Source organism: Enterobacter sp. RHBSTW-00901 (assembly GCF_014103115.1).
GTDB lineage: Bacteria > Pseudomonadota > Gammaproteobacteria > Enterobacterales > Enterobacteriaceae > Enterobacter > Enterobacter cloacae_P.
The window spans coordinates 1,314,524-1,335,754 of the sequence record NZ_JABXPB010000001.1; the positions used below are offsets into that span (position 1 = coordinate 1,314,524).

A 21,231-nucleotide genomic window follows, 5' to 3' on the forward strand; every position below is an offset into this window, starting at 1 on the left:
GTGAAAGTTACTCACAGGTCGATGAAAACTCTGTATTATGGATTTTATGAATAGCAATTCGCATTAAGGAGCCCTGCATGGAACTGCTCGAAGAGCATCGTTGTTTTGAAGGTCGACAGCAGCGCTGGCGGCACGACTCCGCCGTACTGAACTGTGCCATGACGTTCAGCATTTTCCTGCCACCGACAAATGGCGACGTGAAGCCTCCTGTGCTGTTCTGGCTGTCAGGTTTAACCTGCAATGATGAAAACTTCACCACCAAAGCGGGTGCGCAGCGTATTGCCGCCGAACTGGGTATCGCGCTGGTGATGCCGGACACCAGCCCGCGTGGGGATGATGTCGCGGACGATGCCGGATACGATTTGGGCAAAGGTGCAGGGTTTTATCTGAACGCCACGGAACAACCGTGGGCGAGTCATTACCGCATGTATGATTACATTCGTGATGAGCTACCCGCACTGATTCAGGCTGAATTTGAGGTCAGTGACCGAAGTGCCATTAGCGGGCATTCAATGGGTGGACACGGAGCGTTAATAATGGCGCTGAAAAACCCGGGGAAATACACCAGCGTGTCGGCCTTTGCGCCGATTGTGACCCCAACCCTGGTACCGTGGGGGCAGAAAGCATTTACCCATTATCTGGGTAATGATGCCCAAAAATGGCAGGAATGGGATAGCAGTGTGCTGATGCTGGCAAGCCAGGCGGAAGATGCGATCCCGACGCTTATCGATCAGGGTGATGCAGATCAGTTCCTCGCCGGGCAGTTACAACCCGCGGTACTGGCTGAAGCCGCGCGCCAGAAAGACTGGCCGCTAACGCTGCGTATTCAGCCGGGGCATGACCACAGCTATTACTTTATTGCGTCGTTTATTGAGGATCATCTCCGCTTCCATGCGGAGCATTTGTTCGGGTAAGTGCGGTCTGATGCCCTTACCCTGGCCCTCTCCCACTGTACGGTCCGGGGACATGGTAGACAGGTGTTCGGGGACATGGTGAACACTTTTTAACATCCTTTACCTATGGTGATCGACTTTTTCTTCAGGTCGATCACCCCCACTTTCGTGCTGTACCACCACACGTCATAACAGCCGTCTTCCTGTGTTTCCCTCAGCCCTACCCGTTCCCCCCTGAACGCCTTGCCTGCGCTCAGACTGACTCCTTTCACGCTCAGCTTCCCGCTGATATCGACTTTCCTGACCATCACCCCCTCATCGTATTCCGGTGGGATTGTGTTGCCGTTGTACTGTCGTGCGGACGGCTGATACCGGGAGGCCGGAACGTTCATACCCAGCGCCTCGTGCGGTCGTTCAAGGTTATAGACGGTGCGCCAGTGTTCAAATGCACGCTGCAGTTCACCGCTGTCCGCGAACCACTTCCCCTGCAACACTTCCGCCTTCAGGCTGCGGTGAAAACGCTCCAGCTTGCCCTGTGTCTGCGGATGATATGGCCGGGAGTGCCCCACCCGGATACCCAGGCGCATCAGCCACAGCTCCAGTGCCGTCCAGATGCCGGTGGTGTCGCCCCACGGCGCTCCGTTATCCATCGTCATCCTGTCCGGCAGACCGTAGCGTTCAAACACGCTGACCAGCTGCTGCTGTACGGTCTCACGCCGTTCATCGGTGCAGTGTGCCAGGCACAGGGAAAAGCGGGAGTGGTCATCCAGCAGGGTGAGCGGATGACAGCGGCCACCACCAAAGGGAAAGTGTCCCTTAAAATCCATCTGCCAGAGGCGATTGGGCGCATCATGTTCGAACCGCCCTGAGGCCGGAATGCCCGGTGAAACGCCCGGCAGCAGACCGTGGCGGGCCATCAGGTTATGGACGGTGCTGAAAGCGGGCATGCAGTGCCCCAGGTCTTCCAGCCAGCGCTTAATCTTGCGTGCGCCCCAGCGTTCATGACGGTCATGTGCCATGCGCAGCAGAGCTGTGATGTCATCAGATGAGCGGTTCGGGGAATGATGAGGTATACGGGGCCGGTCCAGAAGGCCGGATGCGCCTTCCTGAGCCCAGCGCTGAAGCCACTTATAGCCAGTGGCAGGCGAAATGCCGTAGTGACGGCACAGGGAACGGATGTTCGCCCCGTCCTGCGAGGCAAACAAAACAAACTCGGTACGTAATGACATGGTATCTCTCGCATCCCAGGGCATAAGTGACTCCATAAACGGGTTCTTATGCCTTAGTTGTAAGTGTCTACCATGTCCCCGAACAAGTGTTCACTATGTCCCCGGACTGTACACCCACTGGGAGAGGGAACAAACATTAAAAACGGTACGTCAGTAAATCAGAACTTATAATCCACACCTACAAAGTAACGGCGGCCATCTTCCGTGTAGCTGTAGTCGTCGCGGCTCAGATCTTTATCCAGCAGGTTTTGCACGCCCGCGCGCAGCTTCACGCTCTTCGTTGCCTGCCACGCGGCACCGGTATTCCAGACCACATAGCCACCCGGCGTTGCCGCGCCAGCAGTAAGCGCACGTTTCTCACCGGTATAGTTACCCTGAACGTAGAACGACCAGTCCTGGGTCGCCTTCCAGTCAACGGTACCGTTGGCGGTATGGAACGGCAGTTCGGACAGCGGTTTATTGCCACCGTTGCTGATATCACGTCCATCGTTGTAGGTGTAGTTCAGCGTCACTTTCCAGTCTTCAGCCACCGGGAACTTCAGCTCTGTCTCCACGCCACGAATACGCGCCTTGTTGACGTTGTAATAACGGAAAATAGGTTCACCGTCAGCGTTCAGGCCCACATAGTTCGGGTAGCTCTGTGCCTGGTTCACGTTAGCCGTACGGCTGATGCTGATACGGTCATCTACATCGTTCTGGAAAGTGGTAATACTGGCCTGCACGCCCTCTAACCAGCCCTCTTCCCCGCTGTAATACAGGCCAAGTTCGAAGCTTTCACTGGTTTCCGGTTTTAGATCCGGATTACCGACAATTTCACAGGCTCCACGGCACGAACCGGTGACCCAGTCCGGGCTAAGCTGCAGCAGCGACGGGGCTTTAAACGCGGTTGCCCAGCCCCCTTTTACCGTCACGGTATCGGTCGCGTTGTAGACCAGATAGGCGCGCGGACTCCAGTGATCGCCGTAAGTTTCGTGGTCATCCATACGGATACCGGTCGTCAGCGCCAGCGGCTCAAAGATACGCCATTCGTCTTCGAGGAAGAGCGCGTACTGGCTTGCAGAGGTATTGCTGCTGGAGCCACCCGTCAGGTTAACCGGATCTTTCAGCTTGTCATGACGCCACTCACCGCCGAAGGTCAGGAGCTGGTTGATTTCACCCAGTGGCAGCACATATTTCCCGTCAACCGAGTTGCTCTCGGAGGTAATCGGGTTACTGTTACCCGGGTTTTTGTTATCAACCTTCTCGCCGTAAACTTTCAGTTCGCTATTACCCACGCCCCAGCGTCCATTGTGGCTCAGAGAGTAATTCTGGCGCTCAAGACGGTTTTTATCGAGGGAATCAGAGTCACGATCCTGACGATCAAAACCATAGCCCGCGGTAAAATCATGCTCTTCCGTTGGTGTCCAGGCGAACTCGACGTTAGCATCACGGCTGGTGAAGCCCTCGATACGTGGCGTTTCACCTGTGGCAGTGGTAGAAGATTTTTGCTGATCGTCTTTTTCTCGCTTCGAGAGGCTACCGTAGGCTTTCAGCCCCAGTACGCCGTCCACCAGCGGGCCGCTGGTATAGAACTGGCCGTTGTATGTGTCACCACGATCGCGGTGTTCCTGAATGGTGGAATCAGCGCTCAGGGTTCCCGTCCACTTCTGTCCAATTTTTTTGGTGATAATGTTCACCACGCCACCCAGCGCATCAGAACCGTAGAGTGAAGACATCGGCCCACGTACCACTTCGATGCGCTCAATGGCATCGACCGGTACCCAGTTCAGGTCAAAATCATTGTGGCGGAACACCGCATTGCGGGAGTTGACGCGTTTACCGTCAACCAGGATCAGCGTGTAGCTGCTGTCCAGACCACGAATACTTACCCCTTTACGGTTATCCCCTTCGTTTGTGAGCTGTACGCCTGGCACGTCCTGTAACACATCTTTCAGGTTCTGGACGGGTTTGCGCTGCAAGTCTTCCTGGGTAATGACGCTGATGCTTGCCGGTGCGTCTTTCAGGTTTTGCTCAGTCGCGGATGCCGTGACAACCAGAGTGTCACCAGATTCCGCTGCAATGACGGGCAGTGCCAGGGACATTGCGGACGCACAAAGTCCTCCCCTGACGAAGGGATTAAGCCTAAACATTCCATATCTCCATGAGGTAAATACAACTAAATCAAATAATGATTGCTCACAGCGCCTTACTGTCCGCCCGCATCTTCGGCAGGTCGGAGGACAACGTATTTTTAGATAACGATAAAGCAAACGATAATTATTATCAATTGAATTGTTAAAAATTATATCTGCTCTTCATACTGCAGAGACAAAAAAGCCCGCTCAAATGAGCGGGCTAAAGAGAGGAAGTGCGGTTATTTTCTAAATCGTTCCGGGAATTCCATTTCACTGTAGCGAACGAATTGCGTTCCTTTCGTCAGTTTGTAGCCAAACCAGATGACCAGGAACAGCGGAATACCAATGTAAGTGGCCGTTACTGCACCCCAGTCAATGGTGTCCGCAAGGAAAGCTTCATAGTTCTGCCCCAGGGTAATAATCAGGCACAGAATGAAGGCGAAAATAGGTCCCAGCGGGAAGAAGCCTGAACGATACGGCAGGTTGTTAAGGTCATGACCCTGCATCACATAACCGCGACGGAAGCGGTAATGGCTGATAGCAATCCCCAGCCAGGCGATGAAGCCCGTCATGCCCGACGTGTTCAGCAGCCACAGATAAACTGTCTGGTTGCCGAACATCGAGGTCAGGAAGCACAGACCCGCAATCACAGTGGTAGCATACAGCGCGTTACGCGGTACGCCGCCACGGGACAATTTCGCGAAGATGCGCGGCGCTTTACCGTCGCACGCCAGGGTGTAGAGCATACGGGTTGAGGCGTACATACCGGAGTTACCCGCAGACAGCACCGCAGTCAGGATAACGGCGTTCATCACCGCCGCCGCAGAGAGCAGACCCGCGTGCTGGAAGACCAGCGTAAACGGACTCACGCTGATGTCTTTCACATCATTACGCAGCAGGCTCGGATCGGTATAAGGAATGATCAGGCTGATAATCAGGATAGCGAACACATAGAACAGCAGGATACGCCAGAACACCTGACGCACCGCGCGCGGAATGTTTTTCTCTGGATCTTCAGATTCACCTGCGGCGATGCCGATAAGCTCTGTCCCCTGGAAGGAGAAGCCGACAATCATCGCCACGCCAATCATCGCCGAAAGCCCACCCGCAAACGGGGCATCACCTATCGTCCAGTTGCTCCAGCCCGCAGGCTCTGCACCTTTGAAAATACCCACGATCATCGCCACACCAACGACGATAAAGATGATGACCGTCGCCACTTTGATCAGCGAGAACCAGTACTCTGCTTCACCAAAGCCACGCACGGAGATGTAGTTCAGCAAGAAGATCACCACCAGGAACAGCGCACTCCAGATCCAGCCTGGGGTATCCGGGAACCACCAGGTCATCACCAGTTGTGCGGCGACCAGGTCAACAGCGATAGTCACCGCCCAGTTGTACCAGTAGTTCCAGCCCAGTGCGAAACCGAAACCTTCTTCAACGTATTTTTGACCGTAGGTCGAAAACGACCCCGACACTGGCATGTATGCTGCCAGTTCGCCCAGACTGGTCATCAGGAAGTACACCATCAGGCCAATCAGGATATAAGAGAAAAGAGCCCCGCCCGGGCCAGCTGCTGAAATCGTTGCACCGGAGGCAACGAAAAGACCTGTACCGATTGAACCGCCGATGGCGATCATCGTCAGGTGGCGCGCTTTAAGTGCGCGACGTAACGTGGGCGCTTCTGTGGTTTTAATTTCTGAAACCATGTGAAAATGCTGTCCATCTAATAAATGAGGCGCGATTGTAGCAGACGATACGCGTTCATTCTGGCAGAAATACTCTGTTATAAGAGAGCTTCATGACTCGGCCAGGATTATAAGCAAAGTATGAATTCGGTCTTTCCCCTCTCCCCTTTTGTGCAAGTGCTCAGATCTCGCAATAACGTAAAAAACGCTGCAGCGAACTGGAAAGGTGTTTCTGACGATGATGGATGCACCACAGCGTGCGTACCAGCTTTGGCAGTGGAACCGCAATTTCAACCAGCGTACCGGCTTCAAGCTGTTCAGCAATCACCCGCCGGGAAAGACAGCTGATCCCCAGGCCATGACGCACCGCATGCTTGATTGCCTCAGAGTTACCCAGCTCCATACCCAGCTGGAAATGAGGCAGATGTGACAGCAACACATAATCGACAATTTCACGCGTGCCGGAACCTTGCTCACGCAGGATCCACTGCGCCTGTGAAAGGCGCTCAAGCGTCACCTCCCCCTGCAGTAAAGAAGAGGCCGGAGAAGCAAAGACCACCAGCTCATCTTCCAGCCAGGGTTCAGCAATGATATCCACGTTATGGCACGGCCCTTCGATGAGACCAATGTCCACGCGAAAATCGATCACCGCATTGATCACATCCTGGCTATTGCCGACGCTCATCTCCAGCGGCAAGGTCGGGAAGTCACGACGATAGCGGGCAATCACTTCCGGCAGAATGTAGTTACCGATTGTGCTACTGGCATAAACGCGGATTGCGCCGTTGTCTTCGCGAAACAGCTGTTCTATTTCAGTGGCCTGCTCCAGCAGCGCCAGCGCACGTGGATAAAGCAAGCGACCGTGTTCATTGACCACCAGACGCTTCCCTACCCTGTCGAAAAGCTGCACGCCCAGCTGCCCTTCGAGATCGGTCAGGGCGGCGCTGACCGCAGACTGAGAGAGAGCCAGCATCAGTGAGGCCTGGGTCGTCGACCCGCTTTTCAGCACTTCGGCAAAAACTTCCAGCTGACGCAATGTAATGTGCATGGTTGCTTACCACTTATAAAGATTGATTATAAATATATAATCAATTTTATTTTTAAACCAGAGCACCGTAACCTTTTAGCCAGAGAAAGGAGAAGGTTATGACAGAACTCACCCTACAGAATCACCGAACAGTGTGGCACTTCGTGCCGGGTCTGGCGCTTAGCGCCGTCGTCACGGGCGTGGCATTATGGGGCGGCAGCATTCCGGCCATCGCAGGCGCAGGGTTTAGCGCCTTAACGCTGGCCATTTTGCTCGGCATGGTCGTCGGCAACACCGTTTACCCACACATCTGGAAATCCTGCGATGGCGGTGTGATTTTCGCCAAGCAACATCTGCTGCGCCTGGGCATTATTCTTTACGGCTTCCGCCTTACCTTTTCGCAGATTGCGGATGTCGGCATCAGCGGAATAGCCATCGACGTGCTGACGCTGACCAGTACCTTCTTACTGGCGTGCTTTATCGGCCAGAAAGTGTTCGGGCTGGACAAACAAACCAGCTGGTTGATTGGTGCAGGTAGCAGTATCTGCGGGGCTGCGGCGGTGCTGGCAACTGAACCTGTCGTGAAGGCGGAATCCAGCAAAGTGACAGTGGCCGTCGCGACTGTGGTGATCTTCGGTACGCTGGCGATTTTCCTCTACCCGGCCATGTACCCGCTGGTTGCTCACTGGTTTAGCCCGGAAACCTACGGCATCTATATTGGTTCGACCATGCATGAAGTGGCGCAGGTGGTCGCGGCAGGTCACGCCATTAACCCCGAGGCGGAAAACGCGGCTGTTATTGCCAAAATGCTTCGCGTCATGATGCTGGCCCCGTTCCTGATTATCCTGGCCGCGCGGGTGAAACAGCTTGCTCCGGCAGGAAGTAACCAGAAAAGCAAAATCACGATCCCCTGGTTTGCGATCCTGTTTATCGTGGTCGCGGTCTTTAACTCTTTCCACCTGCTGCCGAAATCCGTAGTCGATATGCTGGTCACGCTGGATACCGTATTGCTGGCGATGGCGATGGCGGCGCTGGGGGTAACCACTCATGTCAGCGCGCTGAAAAAAGCCGGTGCGAAGCCGTTGCTGATGGCGCTGGTACTCTTCATCTGGTTGATTGTCGGCGGTGGCGCGATTAACCTCGCGGTTCACAGCCTGATGGCATAAACCACTACATCCTTCTCCTGTTAACCCGCTATCATAAGCATTTAGGGTTAACAGGAGTTCTTTTATGAAATATGTTGGAGCGCACGTCAGCGCTGCAGGTGGCCTTGCAAATGCCGCCATTCGCGCCGCCGAAATCGAGGCGACCGCTTTCGCCCTGTTCACCAAAAATCAGCGCCAGTGGCATGCGGCACCGCTCACCACAGAAGTGATTGATGATTTCAAAGCCGCCTGTGAGAAATACCATTTTGGACCAGGCCAGATCCTTCCCCACGACAGCTACCTGATTAACCTCGGTCATCCGGTTGAAGAAGCTCTGGAGAAATCCCGTGAAGCCTTTCTTGATGAAATCCAGCGCTGCGAACAGCTGGGGTTAACGCTGCTGAACTTCCATCCTGGCAGCCATCTGATGCAGATTGACGAAGATGCTTGTCTGGCTCGTATTGCCGAGTCCATCAACATCACCCTGGATAAAACCAAAGGCGTGACGGCGGTGATTGAAAATACCGCCGGTCAGGGCAGCAACCTCGGCTTTAAGTTCGAACATCTGGCGGCCATCATCGACGGCGTGGAAGATAAATCCCGCGTGGGTGTATGTATTGATACCTGCCACGCCTTTGCCGCCGGTTATGATCTGCGTACCCGCGACGAGACGAAAAAAACCTTCGCCGAGTTTGAACGCATTGTCGGTTTTAAATACCTGCGCGGTATGCACTTAAACGACGCAAAGAGTGATTTTGGCAGCCGTGTAGACCGTCACCACAGCCTGGGTGAGGGCAATATTGGCCATGATGCTTTCCGCTTTATCATGCAGGACGCCCGCTTTGACGGTATTCCAATGGTGCTGGAAACCATCAATCCGGATATCTGGGCAGAAGAAATCGCCTGGCTGAAAGCGCAGCAAATCACAGAACAAATGGCATAAAAAAAGCCGGGTTGCATAAGCACCCGGCTTTTTTGTCGGTCGGGTAAAGCGACGTCGCTACCCGACATTCATTTCTTTTAAGCCGCTTTAGCAGCAACCGCTTCTGCTTCCGGGCGCTTCAGCACCGCGTAAGACAGACCTGCCACCAGCGTACCGGCAACAATCGCCATCAGGTAACCCAGTACCGGGGTAATTGCGCCAGGGATCAGCAGAACAAACAGACCACCGTGCGGAGCCATCAGTTTCGCGCCAATCGCCATCGAGATAGCACCAGTCACCGCACCACCCACGATACAGCAAGGCAGTACACGCATTGGGTCACGTGCTGCGAACGGAATCGCCCCTTCGGTGATGAAGCACAGACCCAGCACCAGCGCCGCTTTACCCCCTTCCTGCTGCGCTTTGTCAAACTTACGACGCGCAACGATAGTGGCCAGCCCCAGTGCCAGCGGTGGCACCATACCTGCCGCCATGATGGCCGCCATCGGTGCATAGGTCTGGGTACTCAACAGGCCGACACCAAAAGCGTATGCCGCTTTGTTTACCGGGCCGCCCATATCGGTACACATCATGCCACCGAGGATTGCACCCAGCAGAACCGCGTTCGCCGTGCCCATCGTTTGCAGCCAGTGGGTCAGACCCGCCAGGATACCCGCAACCGGTTTACCAATCAGGTAAATCATCGCCAGACCGACCACCAGGCTGGAAATCAGCGGGATGATCAGGATCGGTTTCAGCGCTTCCATACTTTGCGGCAGTTTCAGCTTCGAGCTGATAAGCTTCGCGACGTAACCTGCCAGGAAGCCCGCAATAATCCCGCCGATAAAGCCGGAACCGGTGCTCACTGCCAGCATACCGCCGATCAGACCCGGCGTCAGGCCAGGACGGTCAGCGATGGAGAACGCAATAAAACCTGCCAGTACGGGTACCATCAGCGCGAACGCGGAGCCACCACCAATCTGCATTAACGCCGCCGCCAGAGTCCCTTGTTCTTTAAACGCCGTAATACCAAATGCGAAGGAAAGTGCGATACACAGACCACCTGCCACCACCATCGGCAGCATGTAGGAGACGCCGGTCAGCAGGTGGCGGTAAGCCCCCGCAGACTCTTTCTTACCTTCGGTCGCCGCCTGAGCGCTACCGGTTGCCTGGTAAGGCTTCGCTTCTGCCAGTGCTTTATCAAACTCCTGAGCCGTCTTTTTCAGCGCCAGGCCGGTAGAGGTGCGGTACATCGGCTTACCGGCGAATTTCGCCAGATCCACTTCGATGTCTGCCGCCACAATCACCAGATCGGCCTCAGCCACTTCTTCAGGGGTGATAGCATTACCCGCGCCCACGGAACCGCGCGTTTCAACTTTTACCCACCAGCCACGTTTTTTCGCTTCGGTTTCAATCGCTTCAGCCGCCATAAAGGTATGGGCTACGCCCGTTGGGCAAGCCGTTACCGCCACAACGCGTTTCGGGCCGGAAGCCGCAGACGGAGCCGCAGCAACAGGTGCGCTATAGACAGACGCATGGCCTTTCGCTTCGCTCAGGAACAGTTCCGGATGCGCAACTGCGCGATTAATATCGCCCAGCCACACTTTTTTGCCGTTCAGCGCGCTATCAGCCGGGAGCTTATCGCCCAGAACAATCGCCAGTTCGGCTTCGCCCGGGTTATCGGTAATCTCCAGATGTGTTTTGTTCGCCGCCGCTCCCAGCAAAGTCTTCGCCATATAGGTACGAGCCTGTCCGAGACCGGAGTCAATGATCAGCAGCGTTTTCATTATTCCTCTCCTGCTGTTAGTTAAAAGGTTTTAAGTCAACGCGCGCCATCATCGCGGCCAACTGGGTACGATCGGTAATACCGACATTGCTCTGGCTCACGGCCAGGGCAGCAACGGCGGTGGCAAGGCGTAAAGTATGTTCACTGGATTCGCGCATCAGCAGGCCATAGATCAGGCCACCAACCATTGAATCCCCTGCGCCAACGGTGCTGACAACCTCTACCGATGGCGGTTTGGCGATCCATTCGCCAGAAGCGTTAACCCACAACGCACCTTCTGCACCAAGAGAAATCACCACATGAGCAATACCCTGCTCGCGCAGCGCATGTGCAGCATCAATCACGTCTTTTAATTCTGGCAGCTTACGGCCAGCCCAGATCTCCAGCTCGCGGCGATTAGGTTTAACCAGCCACGGGGCCGCTTTCAGACCGGCAACCAGCGCATCACGGCTACTGTCAAAAATAATACATGGGCACTGGCTACGCAGGCGCGTCATCCAGTCGGTGAACGCTTCCGGGCTAACACCGGACGGCAGACTGCCGCTCACGCACACCATGTCGAACTGACCCAGCCAGGTCAGGGAATCGTTAACAAAACGCTCCCAGTCAGACGGCGTCACTTCAAAGCCAGAGAAGTTCAGATCGGTCACTTCACCGTCTTTCTCCGTCAGTTTGACGTTGATACGGGTACGGCCCTGAACGACCTGAAAACGGTTAGCAATCCCCAGTTCGCTGAACAGCTGCTGGAAACCATCCTGGTTATCTTTGCCGAGGAATCCGCCTACGGTGACATCGATACCGAGATCCTTGAGCACTTTCGCGACGTTAATCCCTTTGCCTGCAGCATGCAGGCCAGTGGTACGCACGAGGTTTACTTCGCCGCGCTCAATTTCCGGGCAAAACCCCACCAGGTCATAAGCCGGGTTCAGCGTAATAGTCGCAACACGTCTGCTCATTATACGCCCTCCCCCAGACCCGCCGCGATGGCGTCGCCAATCGCTTTCAGCGCCTGTTCAGCATCTGCACCCTGCGCGGTAAAACGCAGGCGGTGTCCTTTCTTCACGCCCAGCGCGACCACTTTCATCAGACTACGCCCATTGGCCGGTTTGCCTGTGCCATCCAGATTAGCCACGGTGATCTCACTTTCGAATTGTTTAATAGTATTAACCAGCATCGTGCCAGGACGGGCATGCAGGCCGTGTTCGTTACGCACGACAAACTCAGCATTCAGCACGTCATCCGTCAGCGCGTCGTCGCTGGTCAGCAACGCCAGCAGCGTCGCCGCATCAGCGTTCAGCAATTTTTCAGCTTTGTTGCTCAGCAGCATGTCACTCAGACGTTTCAGCACGGAAACCGGTTGATCATCCGTCATGGCGACGGTCACGAGCATCGCTGCGCGATCGCCGTCTACGTCAAATGCGCTGGCCGCACGGCTGACCGCGATAGCACTGAACAGGTTGCCTTCAGCACTGTCGTTCAGCCAGATACCCTGTCCCAGGTTCAGCGGTTTATCGTTAACCACACTTGCCACAAATGCAGCGTCTGCCGCACCGGCTTCTTTCAGACGACCCGCGTTCAGCGCCTGCAGCGTCACCAGATCGGAGGCAACGACATCCAGTATCAGTGTTTCATTATCCAGTTTCAGCGCTTCGCTCTGTTTTTCGCCCATCAGCAAGGCACGCAACTCTTCAGACGTGGTGGCCGATTTCAGCTGCTCAGCAACCGAATCATCGCTCAGTACGTGCGTCAGCTGGCGCAGCAAACCTAAGTGCTCGTCGCTGCTGGCAGCAATGCCGATGGCCACGTACGCCACCTGACCGTCGCCCCACAGCACGCCCTGCGGGAACTGATAAACCTGAACGCCGGTTTTCAGCACCTGATCGCGGGTGTCCGTCGTACCGTGCGGGATCGCGATGCCATTGCCGAGGAAGGTCGAGGTTTGCTGCTCGCGTGCCAGCATGCCGTTAACGTAGCCGTCTGCCACGTTGCCCGCCTGCACGAGGGCAGCAGCAACCTGGCGAATAGCCTCTTCTTTATTCCCGGCCTGTGCGCCCGGATGAATATCCTGTACAGATAACTGGAACATGGTTCTCCTCTCCTGCTGAAATTGAATCATTTCAGCTCATATGAGAAAAAATGCGCTAACCTGTTCCATCAGTCAAAACAAGAAAGCGCTGAAACGTTTCAAAAAGTCTTGCTCTTTCTGCAAAGTGTTGCAAGGAAAGTTACATTTCTCATTTCAGAATTTAGAGATGCACCACATTTCTTTGTCATCCAGCTGATTTTTGCTGACGTTCAGCACCACCATTTCAGCTACCTTCAGCATCCACCAGCTGGAACGGGTAAGTTGAAATACTATTTTGATTTTTCGTGTCTAAATTAACCACGATCTCTGTTTATTTTCTGACTCGCGGCGTAAACTCCGCCTCTCTTTCTGAACTGCTGATAGTGAACATGCATAACACCCCCGCCGCCGCCTCACCGAAGCCTTTTGATCTGACGTCATCGGCGTTTTTGATTGTTGCCTTCCTCACCGGGATCGCCGGTGCGTTACAGACCCCCACGCTCAGTCTGTTTCTGACCAATGAAGTCCACGCCCGTCCGGCTATGGTGGGTTTCTTCTTTACCGGAAGCGCTATCATCGGCATCCTGGTCAGCCAGTTTCTGGCTGGCCGTTCCGACAGAAAAGGCGATCGTAAAAGCCTGATCGTCTTTTGCTACCTGCTGGGCGTGTTCGCCTGTATCCTGTTTGCCTGGAACCGAAACTACTTCATTCTGCTGTTTGTGGGGGTGTTCCTGAGCAGCTTTGGCTCAACCGCGAACCCGCAGATGTTTGCCCTTGCCCGCGAACATGCCGACCACACCGGACGTGAAGCGGTGATGTTCAGCTCCATTCTGCGCGCTCAGGTGTCGCTGGCGTGGGTGATTGGCCCGCCGCTGGCCTACGCGCTGGCGATGGGGTTTGGCTTTACGGTAATGTACCTGAGCGCAGCTGTCGCGTTTGTGGTGTGTGGCACAATGGTGTGGTTCTTCCTGCCGTCGATGCGTAAAGAGCCGAAGGCAGCAACAGGTGCGCTGGAAGCTCCGCGTCGCCATCGCCGTGATGCGCTACTCCTCTTTATTATCTGCACGCTAATGTGGGGCACGAACAGCCTTTACATCATCAACATGCCGCTGTTTATTATTGATGAGCTGCATCTGCCGGAGAAGCTGGCGGGGATCATGATGGGCACCGCGGCAGGCCTGGAAATCCCGACCATGTTGATTGCGGGTTATTATGCGAAGCGCTTCGGGAAGCGTTTTTTGATGCGTATCGCCGCCGTTGCCGGGCTGCTTTTCTATGTCGGTATGCTGACGGTACACACGCCGGGGTTGCTGCTGGCTTTACAACTGCTGAACGCCATTTATATCGGCATACTGGCCGGGATTGGTATGCTCTACTTCCAGGATCTGATGCCGGGTCAGGCAGGTTCAGCTACCACCCTTTATACTAATACCACCCGCGTGGGCTGGATCATTGCAGGTTCAATGGCCGGGGTGGTTGCGGAGATCTGGAACTATCACACGGTGTTCTGGATTGCTCTGGTAATGTGTACCCTGACGATAGGCTGTCTGACACGGATCAAAGACGTTTAAGGCGCGGTGAGCGTTTCCAGCTCAAGAAGATACGTCATTGCCTGTGCTCGCGTGCTGCCGCACATTTCACCCGTAGGCTGAAGCCCGGAACACACCTTCGGGCGCAGGGGCGAGCCAAAAATCATACACAGGTTGGTTTCAGAGAGCTGAACACAGCGGGTGTTGGCAGGCTTGCCTTCCGGCATTCCTGGAATGGGGCTGGAAATAGACGGTGCAGTACAGCACGCGCCACAATCTGGACGACAATCCATAAATGCTCTCTTCGGTGACAAATACCCGCGCAATCGGGCATCGCGCGCACAGTAACACCTTTTGCGTATTGATAGCAAAAGCCACGAATTCCACTTGCCTGAAAGGCCGCGCGCGAGTAATTTGGCGCGATATTTTTGACCTCCCGTAAACAGGATTACTGCAATGCCAAGAGCGAACGAAATTAAGAAAGGTATGGTACTGAATTACAACGGCAAACTGCTGATTGTGAAAGATATCGATATTCAGGCCCCTAGCGCCCGTGGTGCAGCAACGCTGTACAAAATGCGTTTCTCCGACGTTCGTACCGGCCTGAAGGTTGAAGAGCGCTTTAAGGGCGACGATATCGTGGATACCGTGACCCTGACCCGTCGCTATGTCGACTTCTCTTACATCGACGGCAACGAATACGTGTTCATGGATAAAGAAGATTACACCCCGTATATCTTCACTAAAGATCAGATTGAAGAAGAGCTGCTGTTCATTCCTGAAGGCGGTATGCCTGACATGCAGGTTCTGACCTGGGATGGCGTTCTGCTGGCGCTGGAACTGCCGCAGACTGTTGATCTGGAAATCGTTGAAACAGCACCTGGCATCAAAGGCGCATCTGCAAGTGCCCGCAACAAGCCAGCAACGCTGACCACCGGTCTGGTTGTACAGGTTCCTGAATACCTGTCCGCGGGTGAGAAAATCCGCATCCATATCGAAGAAAAACGCTATATGGGTCGTGCTGACTAAAAAGAAAAACCCGGCTTTCGCCGGGTTTTTCTTTTACAGCAGTTCAGGATACTTCGTCATCTTCAGCGCCAGTTCAACGCCGCGCACTTCCGCCATCCCTTTCAGACGGCCAATCGCCGAATAGCCCGGGTTGGTTTTCTTACGCAGATCGTCCAGCATCTGGTGCCCGTGATCCGGACGGAACGGGATAGGACGTAAATCCCCCTCACGCTTGCGACGTGCCTCTTCCGCCAGAATAGCATCCACTACCGCGACCATATTCACGTCACCGTTCAGGTGCGCTGCTTCGTGGAAGGTTTTTGGGTTGTCTTCACGACAGGTTGCCCGCAAATGCGTAAAGTGGATGCGATCGCCAAAGGTTTCAATCATCCGCACCAGGTCGTTATCCGCACGCACACCGTAAGAACCGGTACACATAGTAAAGCCGTTATAGATGCTATCCACCGTCTCTTTCAGCCACTGCATATCTTCAATGGTGGACACGATACGCGGCAGGCCGAGGATTGGACGCGGAGGATCGTCCGGATGTACGGCCAGGCGAACGCCCGCCTCTTCTGCCACCGGCACGATGGCGCGCAGGAAGTGCGCCATGTTTTCGCGCAGTTGGTTTTTATCAATCTCACCGTATTCCGCCAGACGCGCGCGGAACTGATCCAGCGTGTAGCCCTCTTCGGCACCCGGCAGGCCGGCAATAATATTGCGGGTCAGCTTTTCGATATCGGCTTCACTGGCCGCGTTAAACCACGCAAGCGCCTGCTGTTGTTCTTCTGCGGTGTAATCGGCTTCAGCACCCGGGCGCTTCAGAATGTGCAGCTCAAATGCGGCAAAGGCAATTTGATCAAAACGCAGCGCTTTTGAACCGTCTGCCATCTGATATTCAAGGTCAGTACGCGTCCAGTCCAGGATTGGCATGAAGTTATAGCAAACCGTATCAATGCCACAGGCCGCCAGGTTACGAATGCTCTGCTGATAGTTTGCAATCCAGGTTTTATACTCGCCTGAATGGGTTTTGATGTCTTCGTGAACCGGAATACTTTCCACGACAGACCAGGTTAAACCTTTTTCCGCCAGCACTGTCTGACGCTTTTGAATTTCGTCTACCGGCCACACCTGACCGTTAGGAATATGATGCAGCGCCGTGACGACACCCGTTGCGCCAGCCTGACGCACGTCATCAAGAGAAACTGGATCGTTCGGCCCGTACCAACGCCAGGTTTGTTCCATTTGCCCACCTCTTAAGTTGTTATACCAATACTCACTATCACGATGACGACTACCATACATGTTTAACCAGAAGGGTCAATACACCGCCACAAGTTGATTGATCAAACTCACAGAACGGGGATATTTACGGCTTACCAATTTAATTTGTTGTCATATAACTTTACACTGCCATTGTTAATTAATGGTTAATCAGGTGTGTATTTCATGAAGACTATTGCCTCCACCGTGCTTCCTGCCCACGTCCAGCAACCTCACTACGATCGCCAGCTTTTACGCTCACGTATCGTTCACTTTGGGTTTGGTGCATTTCACCGCGCGCATCAGGCGTTGTTAACAAACCGGGTGCTAAATGCAAAAGGAGGCGACTGGGGAATCTGTGAGATTAGCCTCTTCAGCGGGGATGTACTGATGAGCCAGCTACGTGCGCAGGATCATCTGTTCACCGTGCTGGAGAAAGGAGCGGAGGGAAATCAGCCGATTATTGTCGGTGCCGTGCATGAATGCCTGAACGCAAAGCTGGACTCGCTGGCCGCCATTATTGAGAAATTTTGCGAACCCCAGGTGGCCATCGTTTCGCTCACCATCACCGAAAAAGGCTATTGCATCGACCCCGCAACCGGAAAGCTGGATATGCAAAACGCCCGAATTCTTCACGATCTGGAAAATCCGGCTGAACCGCATTCTGCGCCGGGGATCCTGGTCGAAGCGCTCCATCGTCGCCGCGAGCGCGGCCTGGCACCGTTCACCGTTCTGTCCTGCGACAATATCCCTGACAACGGCCACGTGGTGAAAAACGCCGTACTCGGCATGGCCCAGAAACGCTCCTCAGAGCTGGCCGGGTGGATTGACACACACGTGAGCTTCCCGGGGACGATGGTCGACAGAATTGTTCCCGCCGCCACCGATGAAACGCTTGCGGAAATTACCCGGGAACTCGGCGTTGAAGATCCGTGCGCCATCAGCTGCGAGCCGTTTATTCAGTGGGTAGTCGAAGATAACTTTGTCGCCGGACGCCCGGAATGGGATGTGGCAGGCGTCCAGCTGGTGCAGGACGTTTTACCGTGGGAACAGATGAAACTGCGGATGCTCAACGGCAGTCACTCTTTCCTGGCGTATCTGGGTTATCTCGCCGGATATCCGCATATTAATGAATGTATGCAGGACGCCAGCTTCCGCGAAGCCGCACGCCAGCTCATGCTCAATGAACAAGCCCCCACACTACGTATCACAGGCGTCGACCTCACCGCGTATGCCGACAGCCTGCTCGACCGTTTTGCCAATCCGGCGCTCCGGCACCGTACGTGGCAAATTGCGATGGACGGTAGCCAGAAGCTACCTCAGCGCATGCTGGACGGAATTCGGGTGCATCTTGAGCGTAAAAGCGCGTGGCCGCTGCTGGCGCTGGGCGTTGCAGGGTGGATACGCTACGTCAGCGGCGTTGACGAACGTGGAAACCCGATTGATGTGCGCGATCCGCTCGGCGATAAAATCCGCGCGATTGTCGAGAACACCAGCGACACGGATCGCGTCAACGCCCTGCTGGGACTGAATGAGGTCTTTGGTCAGGATCTCCCGCAGGACAACGTCTTTGTGGATGCTGTCAACCAGGCATACCAGCGTATTGCCCGGCATGGCGCACGCCAGGCCGTTATCGAAACGTTAAATATTTAACATTTATTGCGATTAACGCGAACGGAAATCACCTCCGTTCGCCCTTCCTCTTCTCATTACGCTCTTTTTTCGCCAGGATGATGGGTAATTGTTATAGCATCACAATGACCTTCTGGAGCGCATGTGACCAAAACCAACCTCATCACCGGTTTTCTCGGCAGCGGTAAAACCACCTCAATCCTGCATCTGCTGGCCCATAAAGATCCCGCGGAAAAATGGGCCGTCCTGGTCAATGAATTTGGCGAAGTCGGTATCGACGGTGCATTACTGTCAGACAGCGGTGCATTGATTAAAGAGATCCCAGGCGGGTGCATGTGCTGTGTAAATGGCCTGCCGATGCAGGTTGGACTGAACACGCTGCTGCGTCAGGGCAAACCAGACCGTTTGTTGATTGAACCCACCGGGCTGGGTCACCCAAAGCAAATCCTCGATTTACTGACCGCACCGGTTTACGAGCCGTGGATCGATCTGCGTGCCACGCTGTGCCTTCTCGATCCACGTCAGCTTCTGGATGAGAAAACCGTGGCAAATGAAAACTTCCGCGATCAGCTGGCCTCGGCAGATATTATCGTCGCCAATAAAGACGATCGCGCGACAGCAGAAAGCCAGGCAGCACTGGATGCCTGGTGGCAACATGCGGGTGGCAATCGTAAACGCGTTCAGACCACTCAGGGCAAGATTGACAATGCCCTGCTTGACCTTCCCCGGCTGAACCAGGCAGAACTCCCTGCAAGCCCGGAACATGTCCATAGCCATCCACTGAAGCAAGGTCTGGCGGCGTTGAGCCTGCCGGAACACCAGCGCTGGCGTCGTAATCTGAACAGTGGTCAGGGGTATCAGGCCTGCGGATGGATCTTTGATGCCGATACCGTTTTTGACACTATCGGTATCCTGGAATGGGCCAGACTTGCCCCGGTCGATCGCGTTAAAGGGGTCATGCGAACCCAGGACGGACTGGTGCGCATCAACCGCCAGGGCGCTGATTTCTTTATCGAAACGCAAAATGTTTCGCCACCAGATAGCCGGATAGAGTTAATTAGTGCGGTTAACGCCGACTGGAACGCCCTGCAGTCCAGCCTGTTGAAGCTTCGTTTAAGTTCAGATGGCTAACGTTGCCCCTGATTTAACTGTTCGCTGAATGCTATGACGACTCGATTTTCTCTGATTTTGCTGCTTAATGTCGCCGGTCTGGCGCTCTTTTTCTCCTGGTACCTCCCGGTGAATCATGGTTTCTGGTTTCCCCTGGATTCCGCTATTTTTCATTTCTTCAACCAGGCACTGGCAAAGAGCCCGGCGTTTCTGTGGCTGGTAGCCGTGACGAATAACCGCGCCTTTGACGGCTGTTCGCTTCTGGCAATGGGCTGCCTGATGCTCTCGTTCTGGTTAAAAGAAGACAAATCAGGCCGCCGCCATATTCTGATTATTGGTCTGGTGATGCTGCTGTTTGCCGTTGTGATTAACCAGCTGGCGACGGCGATTATTCCGGTTAAGCGCTCCAGCCCAACGCTCTTTTTTACTGATATTTATCGCGTCAGTGAATTGCTGCATATTCCGACGAAAGATGCTTCCCGGAACAGTTTCCCTGGCGATCACGGAATGATGCTGCTTATTTTTTCCACAATAATGCTGCGCTATTTCGGCAAAAAAGCCTTTGCAATAGCCCTGATTATTTTTGTGGTTTTTGCCTTCCCACGCGTAATGATTGGCGCACACTGGTTCACCGATATTGCCGTCGGCTCGCTCTCTGTTGCGTTGATTGCCCTGCCGTGGTGCCTGATGACACCACTCAGCGACAGGATAATAGCGCTGTTCGGGCACCATCTTCCCGGCAAAATGCAACAAATTAAAAACAAATAACCAACCTGAATTAACGTCATCCATCAGGGATCATTGTCGATCCCTGATGAATTTTTCTCCATTCATTGCCTTTATCGTCATCATTTTGTCATATTATTCATGATACAAATGAATGCGTTGCATGATTTTTAACCTAAATCGATGGTATTTTGAGCAATCCCGTTTATTCACTTCCTGTATCACAATTTCTTATAAAAAAACGGACATTTTTGCTCGCAATGCCCCCAGCAATCGGTTAATCTCGAACTCGTTTTGCCCCATAGAGATAATTATTATCATGGTGAATAAATTTGTGCGCTGTACCACAAATCTGACCAGAAAGAATTGTCTCGATGTGCACAGATAATTAGTCTCGTCACGTTTGGCATTTTTATAACGATATTTATCGTTAAGGACTTCAAGGGAAAATAAACAAAATGGTCAAATCTCAACCGATTTTGAGATATATCTTACGGGGAATCCCGGCGATAGCAGTTGCGGTACTGTTATCTGCATGTAGTACATCGAACACCGCAAAGAATATGCATCCTGAGACGCGTGTTGTGGGAATGGAAGATTCCTCTTCACTGCAAGCTTCTCAGGATGAATTTGAGAATATGGTACGTAATCTGGACGTGAAGTCCCGCATTATGGATCAGTATGCTGACTGGAAAGGCGTGCGTTATCGTCTGGGCGGCAGCACGAAAACAGGTATCGATTGTTCCGGTTTTGTACAGCGTACTTTCCGTGAGCAATTTGGGTTAGATCTTCCGCGTTCAACTTATGAACAGCAGGAGATGGGCAAGTCGATTTCACGTACCAAACTGCGCACAGGTGATTTAGTCCTGTTCAACGCGGGTTCTACAGGTCGGCATGTTGGCATCTACATTGGTAACGACCAGTTCGTGCATGCCTCCACCAGCAGCGGTGTGACCATTTCCAGCATGAACGAACCTTACTGGAAGAAACGCTACAACGAAGCTCGTCGCGTACTGACTCGCAGTTAAGATCGCAATTGTATCGCTGGTTATTCCCTTGGCTGGCGATATGATAAAAAAAAGCACTGCTTCGGC

At 53.9% G+C, this 21,231-nt stretch carries 18 protein-coding genes; 9 read left to right on the top strand and 9 right to left on the bottom strand.

The genetic code is table 11. The features are described 5' to 3' along the window. The first annotated feature begins 77 nt into the window (after positions 1–77). Positions 78–914: an S-formylglutathione hydrolase gene (gene fghA / locus HV318_RS06375; protein ID WP_182272061.1), complete on the top strand. Its 837-nt coding sequence runs from the start codon at positions 78–80 to the stop codon at positions 912–914. A gap of 89 nt (positions 915–1,003) precedes the next feature. Here fghA and HV318_RS06380 read toward each other — a convergent pair whose 3' ends face one another. From HV318_RS06380 to yieE, 4 genes are all read right to left on the bottom strand, one after another. After that, positions 1,004–2,146 carry an IS481 family transposase gene (locus HV318_RS06380; protein ID WP_419195714.1) on the bottom strand — a complete coding sequence of 381 codons (1,143 nt, stop codon included), beginning with the start codon at positions 2,144–2,146 and terminating at the stop codon, positions 1,004–1,006. 134 nt (positions 2,147–2,280) lie between these two features. Next, positions 2,281–4,251: a catecholate siderophore receptor CirA gene (gene cirA, locus HV318_RS06385; RefSeq protein ID WP_182272063.1), complete on the bottom strand. Its 1,971-nt coding sequence runs from the start codon at positions 4,249–4,251 to the stop codon at positions 2,281–2,283. A gap of 224 nt (positions 4,252–4,475) precedes the next feature. Continuing rightward, positions 4,476–5,945 (bottom strand): amino acid permease, encoded by a 1,470-nt coding sequence (locus HV318_RS06390; protein ID WP_182272064.1) that lies wholly within the window; start codon positions 5,943–5,945, stop codon positions 4,476–4,478. Positions 5,946–6,105: 160 nt separating this feature from the next. Beyond that, positions 6,106–6,972, bottom strand: a complete 867-nt coding sequence (yieE, locus tag HV318_RS06395; RefSeq protein ID WP_182272065.1) for a DNA-binding transcriptional regulator YeiE — start codon at positions 6,970–6,972, stop codon at positions 6,106–6,108. A gap of 98 nt (positions 6,973–7,070) precedes the next feature. On the opposite strand from yieE, the gene HV318_RS06400 reads away from it, so the two are divergent. After that, the gene (locus HV318_RS06400) at positions 7,071–8,117 is read left to right on the top strand and encodes a YeiH family protein (protein WP_182272066.1); all 1,047 of its coding nucleotides are present in this window, start codon (positions 7,071–7,073) and stop codon (positions 8,115–8,117) included. Positions 8,118–8,181: 64 nt separating this feature from the next. Continuing rightward, positions 8,182–9,039 carry a deoxyribonuclease IV gene (nfo, locus tag HV318_RS06405; protein WP_182272067.1) on the top strand — a complete coding sequence of 286 codons (858 nt, stop codon included), beginning with the start codon at positions 8,182–8,184 and terminating at the stop codon, positions 9,037–9,039. Positions 9,040–9,116: 77 nt separating this feature from the next. Here nfo and fruA read toward each other — a convergent pair whose 3' ends face one another. The 3 genes from fruA to fruB are packed head-to-tail and all read right to left on the bottom strand — an operon-like array spanning position 9,117 to position 12,890. Continuing rightward, entirely contained in the window at positions 9,117–10,805 is a 1,689-nt protein-coding gene (fruA, locus tag HV318_RS06410; RefSeq protein WP_182272068.1) for a PTS fructose transporter subunit IIBC, read from the bottom strand. A gap of 16 nt (positions 10,806–10,821) precedes the next feature. Continuing rightward, positions 10,822–11,760, bottom strand: a complete 939-nt coding sequence (gene fruK / locus HV318_RS06415) for a 1-phosphofructokinase (RefSeq protein WP_182272069.1) — start codon at positions 11,758–11,760, stop codon at positions 10,822–10,824. Continuing rightward, on the bottom strand, positions 11,760–12,890 hold the full coding sequence (fruB, locus tag HV318_RS06420; protein ID WP_182272070.1) for a fused PTS fructose transporter subunit IIA/HPr protein: 1,131 nt from the start codon (positions 12,888–12,890) through the stop codon (positions 11,760–11,762). The genes fruK and fruB overlap by 1 nt, the downstream gene beginning before the upstream one ends. Positions 12,891–13,258: 368 nt before the next feature. On the opposite strand from fruB, the gene setB reads away from it, so the two are divergent. Then, on the top strand, positions 13,259–14,440 hold the full coding sequence (gene setB / locus HV318_RS06425) for a sugar efflux transporter SetB (protein WP_182272071.1): 1,182 nt from the start codon (positions 13,259–13,261) through the stop codon (positions 14,438–14,440). On the opposite strand, the gene HV318_RS06430 is transcribed toward setB, so the two are convergent. After that, positions 14,437–14,691, bottom strand: coding sequence for a YkgJ family cysteine cluster protein (locus HV318_RS06430; protein WP_182272072.1), 255 nt, complete (start codon positions 14,689–14,691; stop codon positions 14,437–14,439). The genes setB and HV318_RS06430 overlap by 4 nt on opposite strands. A gap of 163 nt (positions 14,692–14,854) precedes the next feature. On the opposite strand from HV318_RS06430, the gene yeiP reads away from it, so the two are divergent. Then, positions 14,855–15,427 (top strand): elongation factor P-like protein YeiP, encoded by a 573-nt coding sequence (gene yeiP, locus HV318_RS06435; protein WP_003859355.1) that lies wholly within the window; start codon positions 14,855–14,857, stop codon positions 15,425–15,427. Between the two features lie 33 nt (positions 15,428–15,460). Here the strand turns inward: yeiP and uxuA are convergent, their stop codons facing one another. Further along, entirely contained in the window at positions 15,461–16,651 is a 1,191-nt protein-coding gene (gene uxuA, locus HV318_RS06440; protein ID WP_182272073.1) for a mannonate dehydratase, read from the bottom strand. A 204-nt stretch (positions 16,652–16,855) separates the two neighbouring features. Between uxuA and HV318_RS06445 the strand changes: the two genes are divergently transcribed. The 4 genes from HV318_RS06445 (at position 16,856) to mepS (ending at position 21,165) form a co-directional block, all read left to right on the top strand. After that, entirely contained in the window at positions 16,856–18,322 is a 1,467-nt protein-coding gene (locus HV318_RS06445; protein ID WP_182272074.1) for a mannitol dehydrogenase family protein, read from the top strand. A 123-nt stretch (positions 18,323–18,445) separates the two neighbouring features. Beyond that, positions 18,446–19,432: a CobW family GTP-binding protein gene (locus HV318_RS06450; RefSeq protein ID WP_182272075.1), complete on the top strand. Its 987-nt coding sequence runs from the start codon at positions 18,446–18,448 to the stop codon at positions 19,430–19,432. A 33-nt stretch (positions 19,433–19,465) separates the two neighbouring features. After that, the gene (locus tag HV318_RS06455; RefSeq protein WP_182272076.1) at positions 19,466–20,179 is read left to right on the top strand and encodes a phosphatase PAP2 family protein; all 714 of its coding nucleotides are present in this window, start codon (positions 19,466–19,468) and stop codon (positions 20,177–20,179) included. A gap of 416 nt (positions 20,180–20,595) precedes the next feature. Continuing rightward, positions 20,596–21,165, top strand: coding sequence for a bifunctional murein DD-endopeptidase/murein LD-carboxypeptidase (gene mepS / locus HV318_RS06460; RefSeq protein ID WP_182272077.1), 570 nt, complete (start codon positions 20,596–20,598; stop codon positions 21,163–21,165). The last annotated feature ends 66 nt before the right edge of the window (positions 21,166–21,231 follow it).

Excerpts from the sequence above, each read along its gene's own strand:
- HV318_RS06380 (WP_419195714.1), bottom strand. The coding sequence starts at position 2,146 with ATGCCCTGGGATGCGAGAGATACCATGTCATTACGTACCGAGTTTGTT.
- HV318_RS06430 (WP_182272072.1), bottom strand. The coding sequence starts at position 14,691 with ATGGATTGTCGTCCAGATTGTGGCGCGTGCTGTACTGCACCGTCTATT.
- HV318_RS06400 (WP_182272066.1), top strand. The coding sequence starts at position 7,071 with ATGACAGAACTCACCCTACAGAATCACCGAACAGTGTGGCACTTCGTG.
- fghA (WP_182272061.1), top strand. The coding sequence starts at position 78 with ATGGAACTGCTCGAAGAGCATCGTTGTTTTGAAGGTCGACAGCAGCGC.
- yeiP (WP_003859355.1), top strand. The coding sequence starts at position 14,855 with ATGCCAAGAGCGAACGAAATTAAGAAAGGTATGGTACTGAATTACAAC.
- fruA (WP_182272068.1), bottom strand. The coding sequence starts at position 10,805 with ATGAAAACGCTGCTGATCATTGACTCCGGTCTCGGACAGGCTCGTACC.
- HV318_RS06455 (WP_182272076.1), top strand. The coding sequence starts at position 19,466 with ATGACGACTCGATTTTCTCTGATTTTGCTGCTTAATGTCGCCGGTCTG.
- nfo (WP_182272067.1), top strand. The coding sequence starts at position 8,182 with ATGAAATATGTTGGAGCGCACGTCAGCGCTGCAGGTGGCCTTGCAAAT.
- uxuA (WP_182272073.1), bottom strand. The coding sequence starts at position 16,651 with ATGGAACAAACCTGGCGTTGGTACGGGCCGAACGATCCAGTTTCTCTT.
- HV318_RS06390 (WP_182272064.1), bottom strand. The coding sequence starts at position 5,945 with ATGGTTTCAGAAATTAAAACCACAGAAGCGCCCACGTTACGTCGCGCA.
- HV318_RS06445 (WP_182272074.1), top strand. The coding sequence starts at position 16,856 with ATGAAGACTATTGCCTCCACCGTGCTTCCTGCCCACGTCCAGCAACCT.
- fruK (WP_182272069.1), bottom strand. The coding sequence starts at position 11,760 with ATGAGCAGACGTGTTGCGACTATTACGCTGAACCCGGCTTATGACCTG.
- yieE (WP_182272065.1), bottom strand. The coding sequence starts at position 6,972 with ATGCACATTACATTGCGTCAGCTGGAAGTTTTTGCCGAAGTGCTGAAA.
- cirA (WP_182272063.1), bottom strand. The coding sequence starts at position 4,251 with ATGTTTAGGCTTAATCCCTTCGTCAGGGGAGGACTTTGTGCGTCCGCA.
- setB (WP_182272071.1), top strand. The coding sequence starts at position 13,259 with ATGCATAACACCCCCGCCGCCGCCTCACCGAAGCCTTTTGATCTGACG.
- mepS (WP_182272077.1), top strand. The coding sequence starts at position 20,596 with ATGGTCAAATCTCAACCGATTTTGAGATATATCTTACGGGGAATCCCG.
- fruB (WP_182272070.1), bottom strand. The coding sequence starts at position 12,890 with ATGTTCCAGTTATCTGTACAGGATATTCATCCGGGCGCACAGGCCGGG.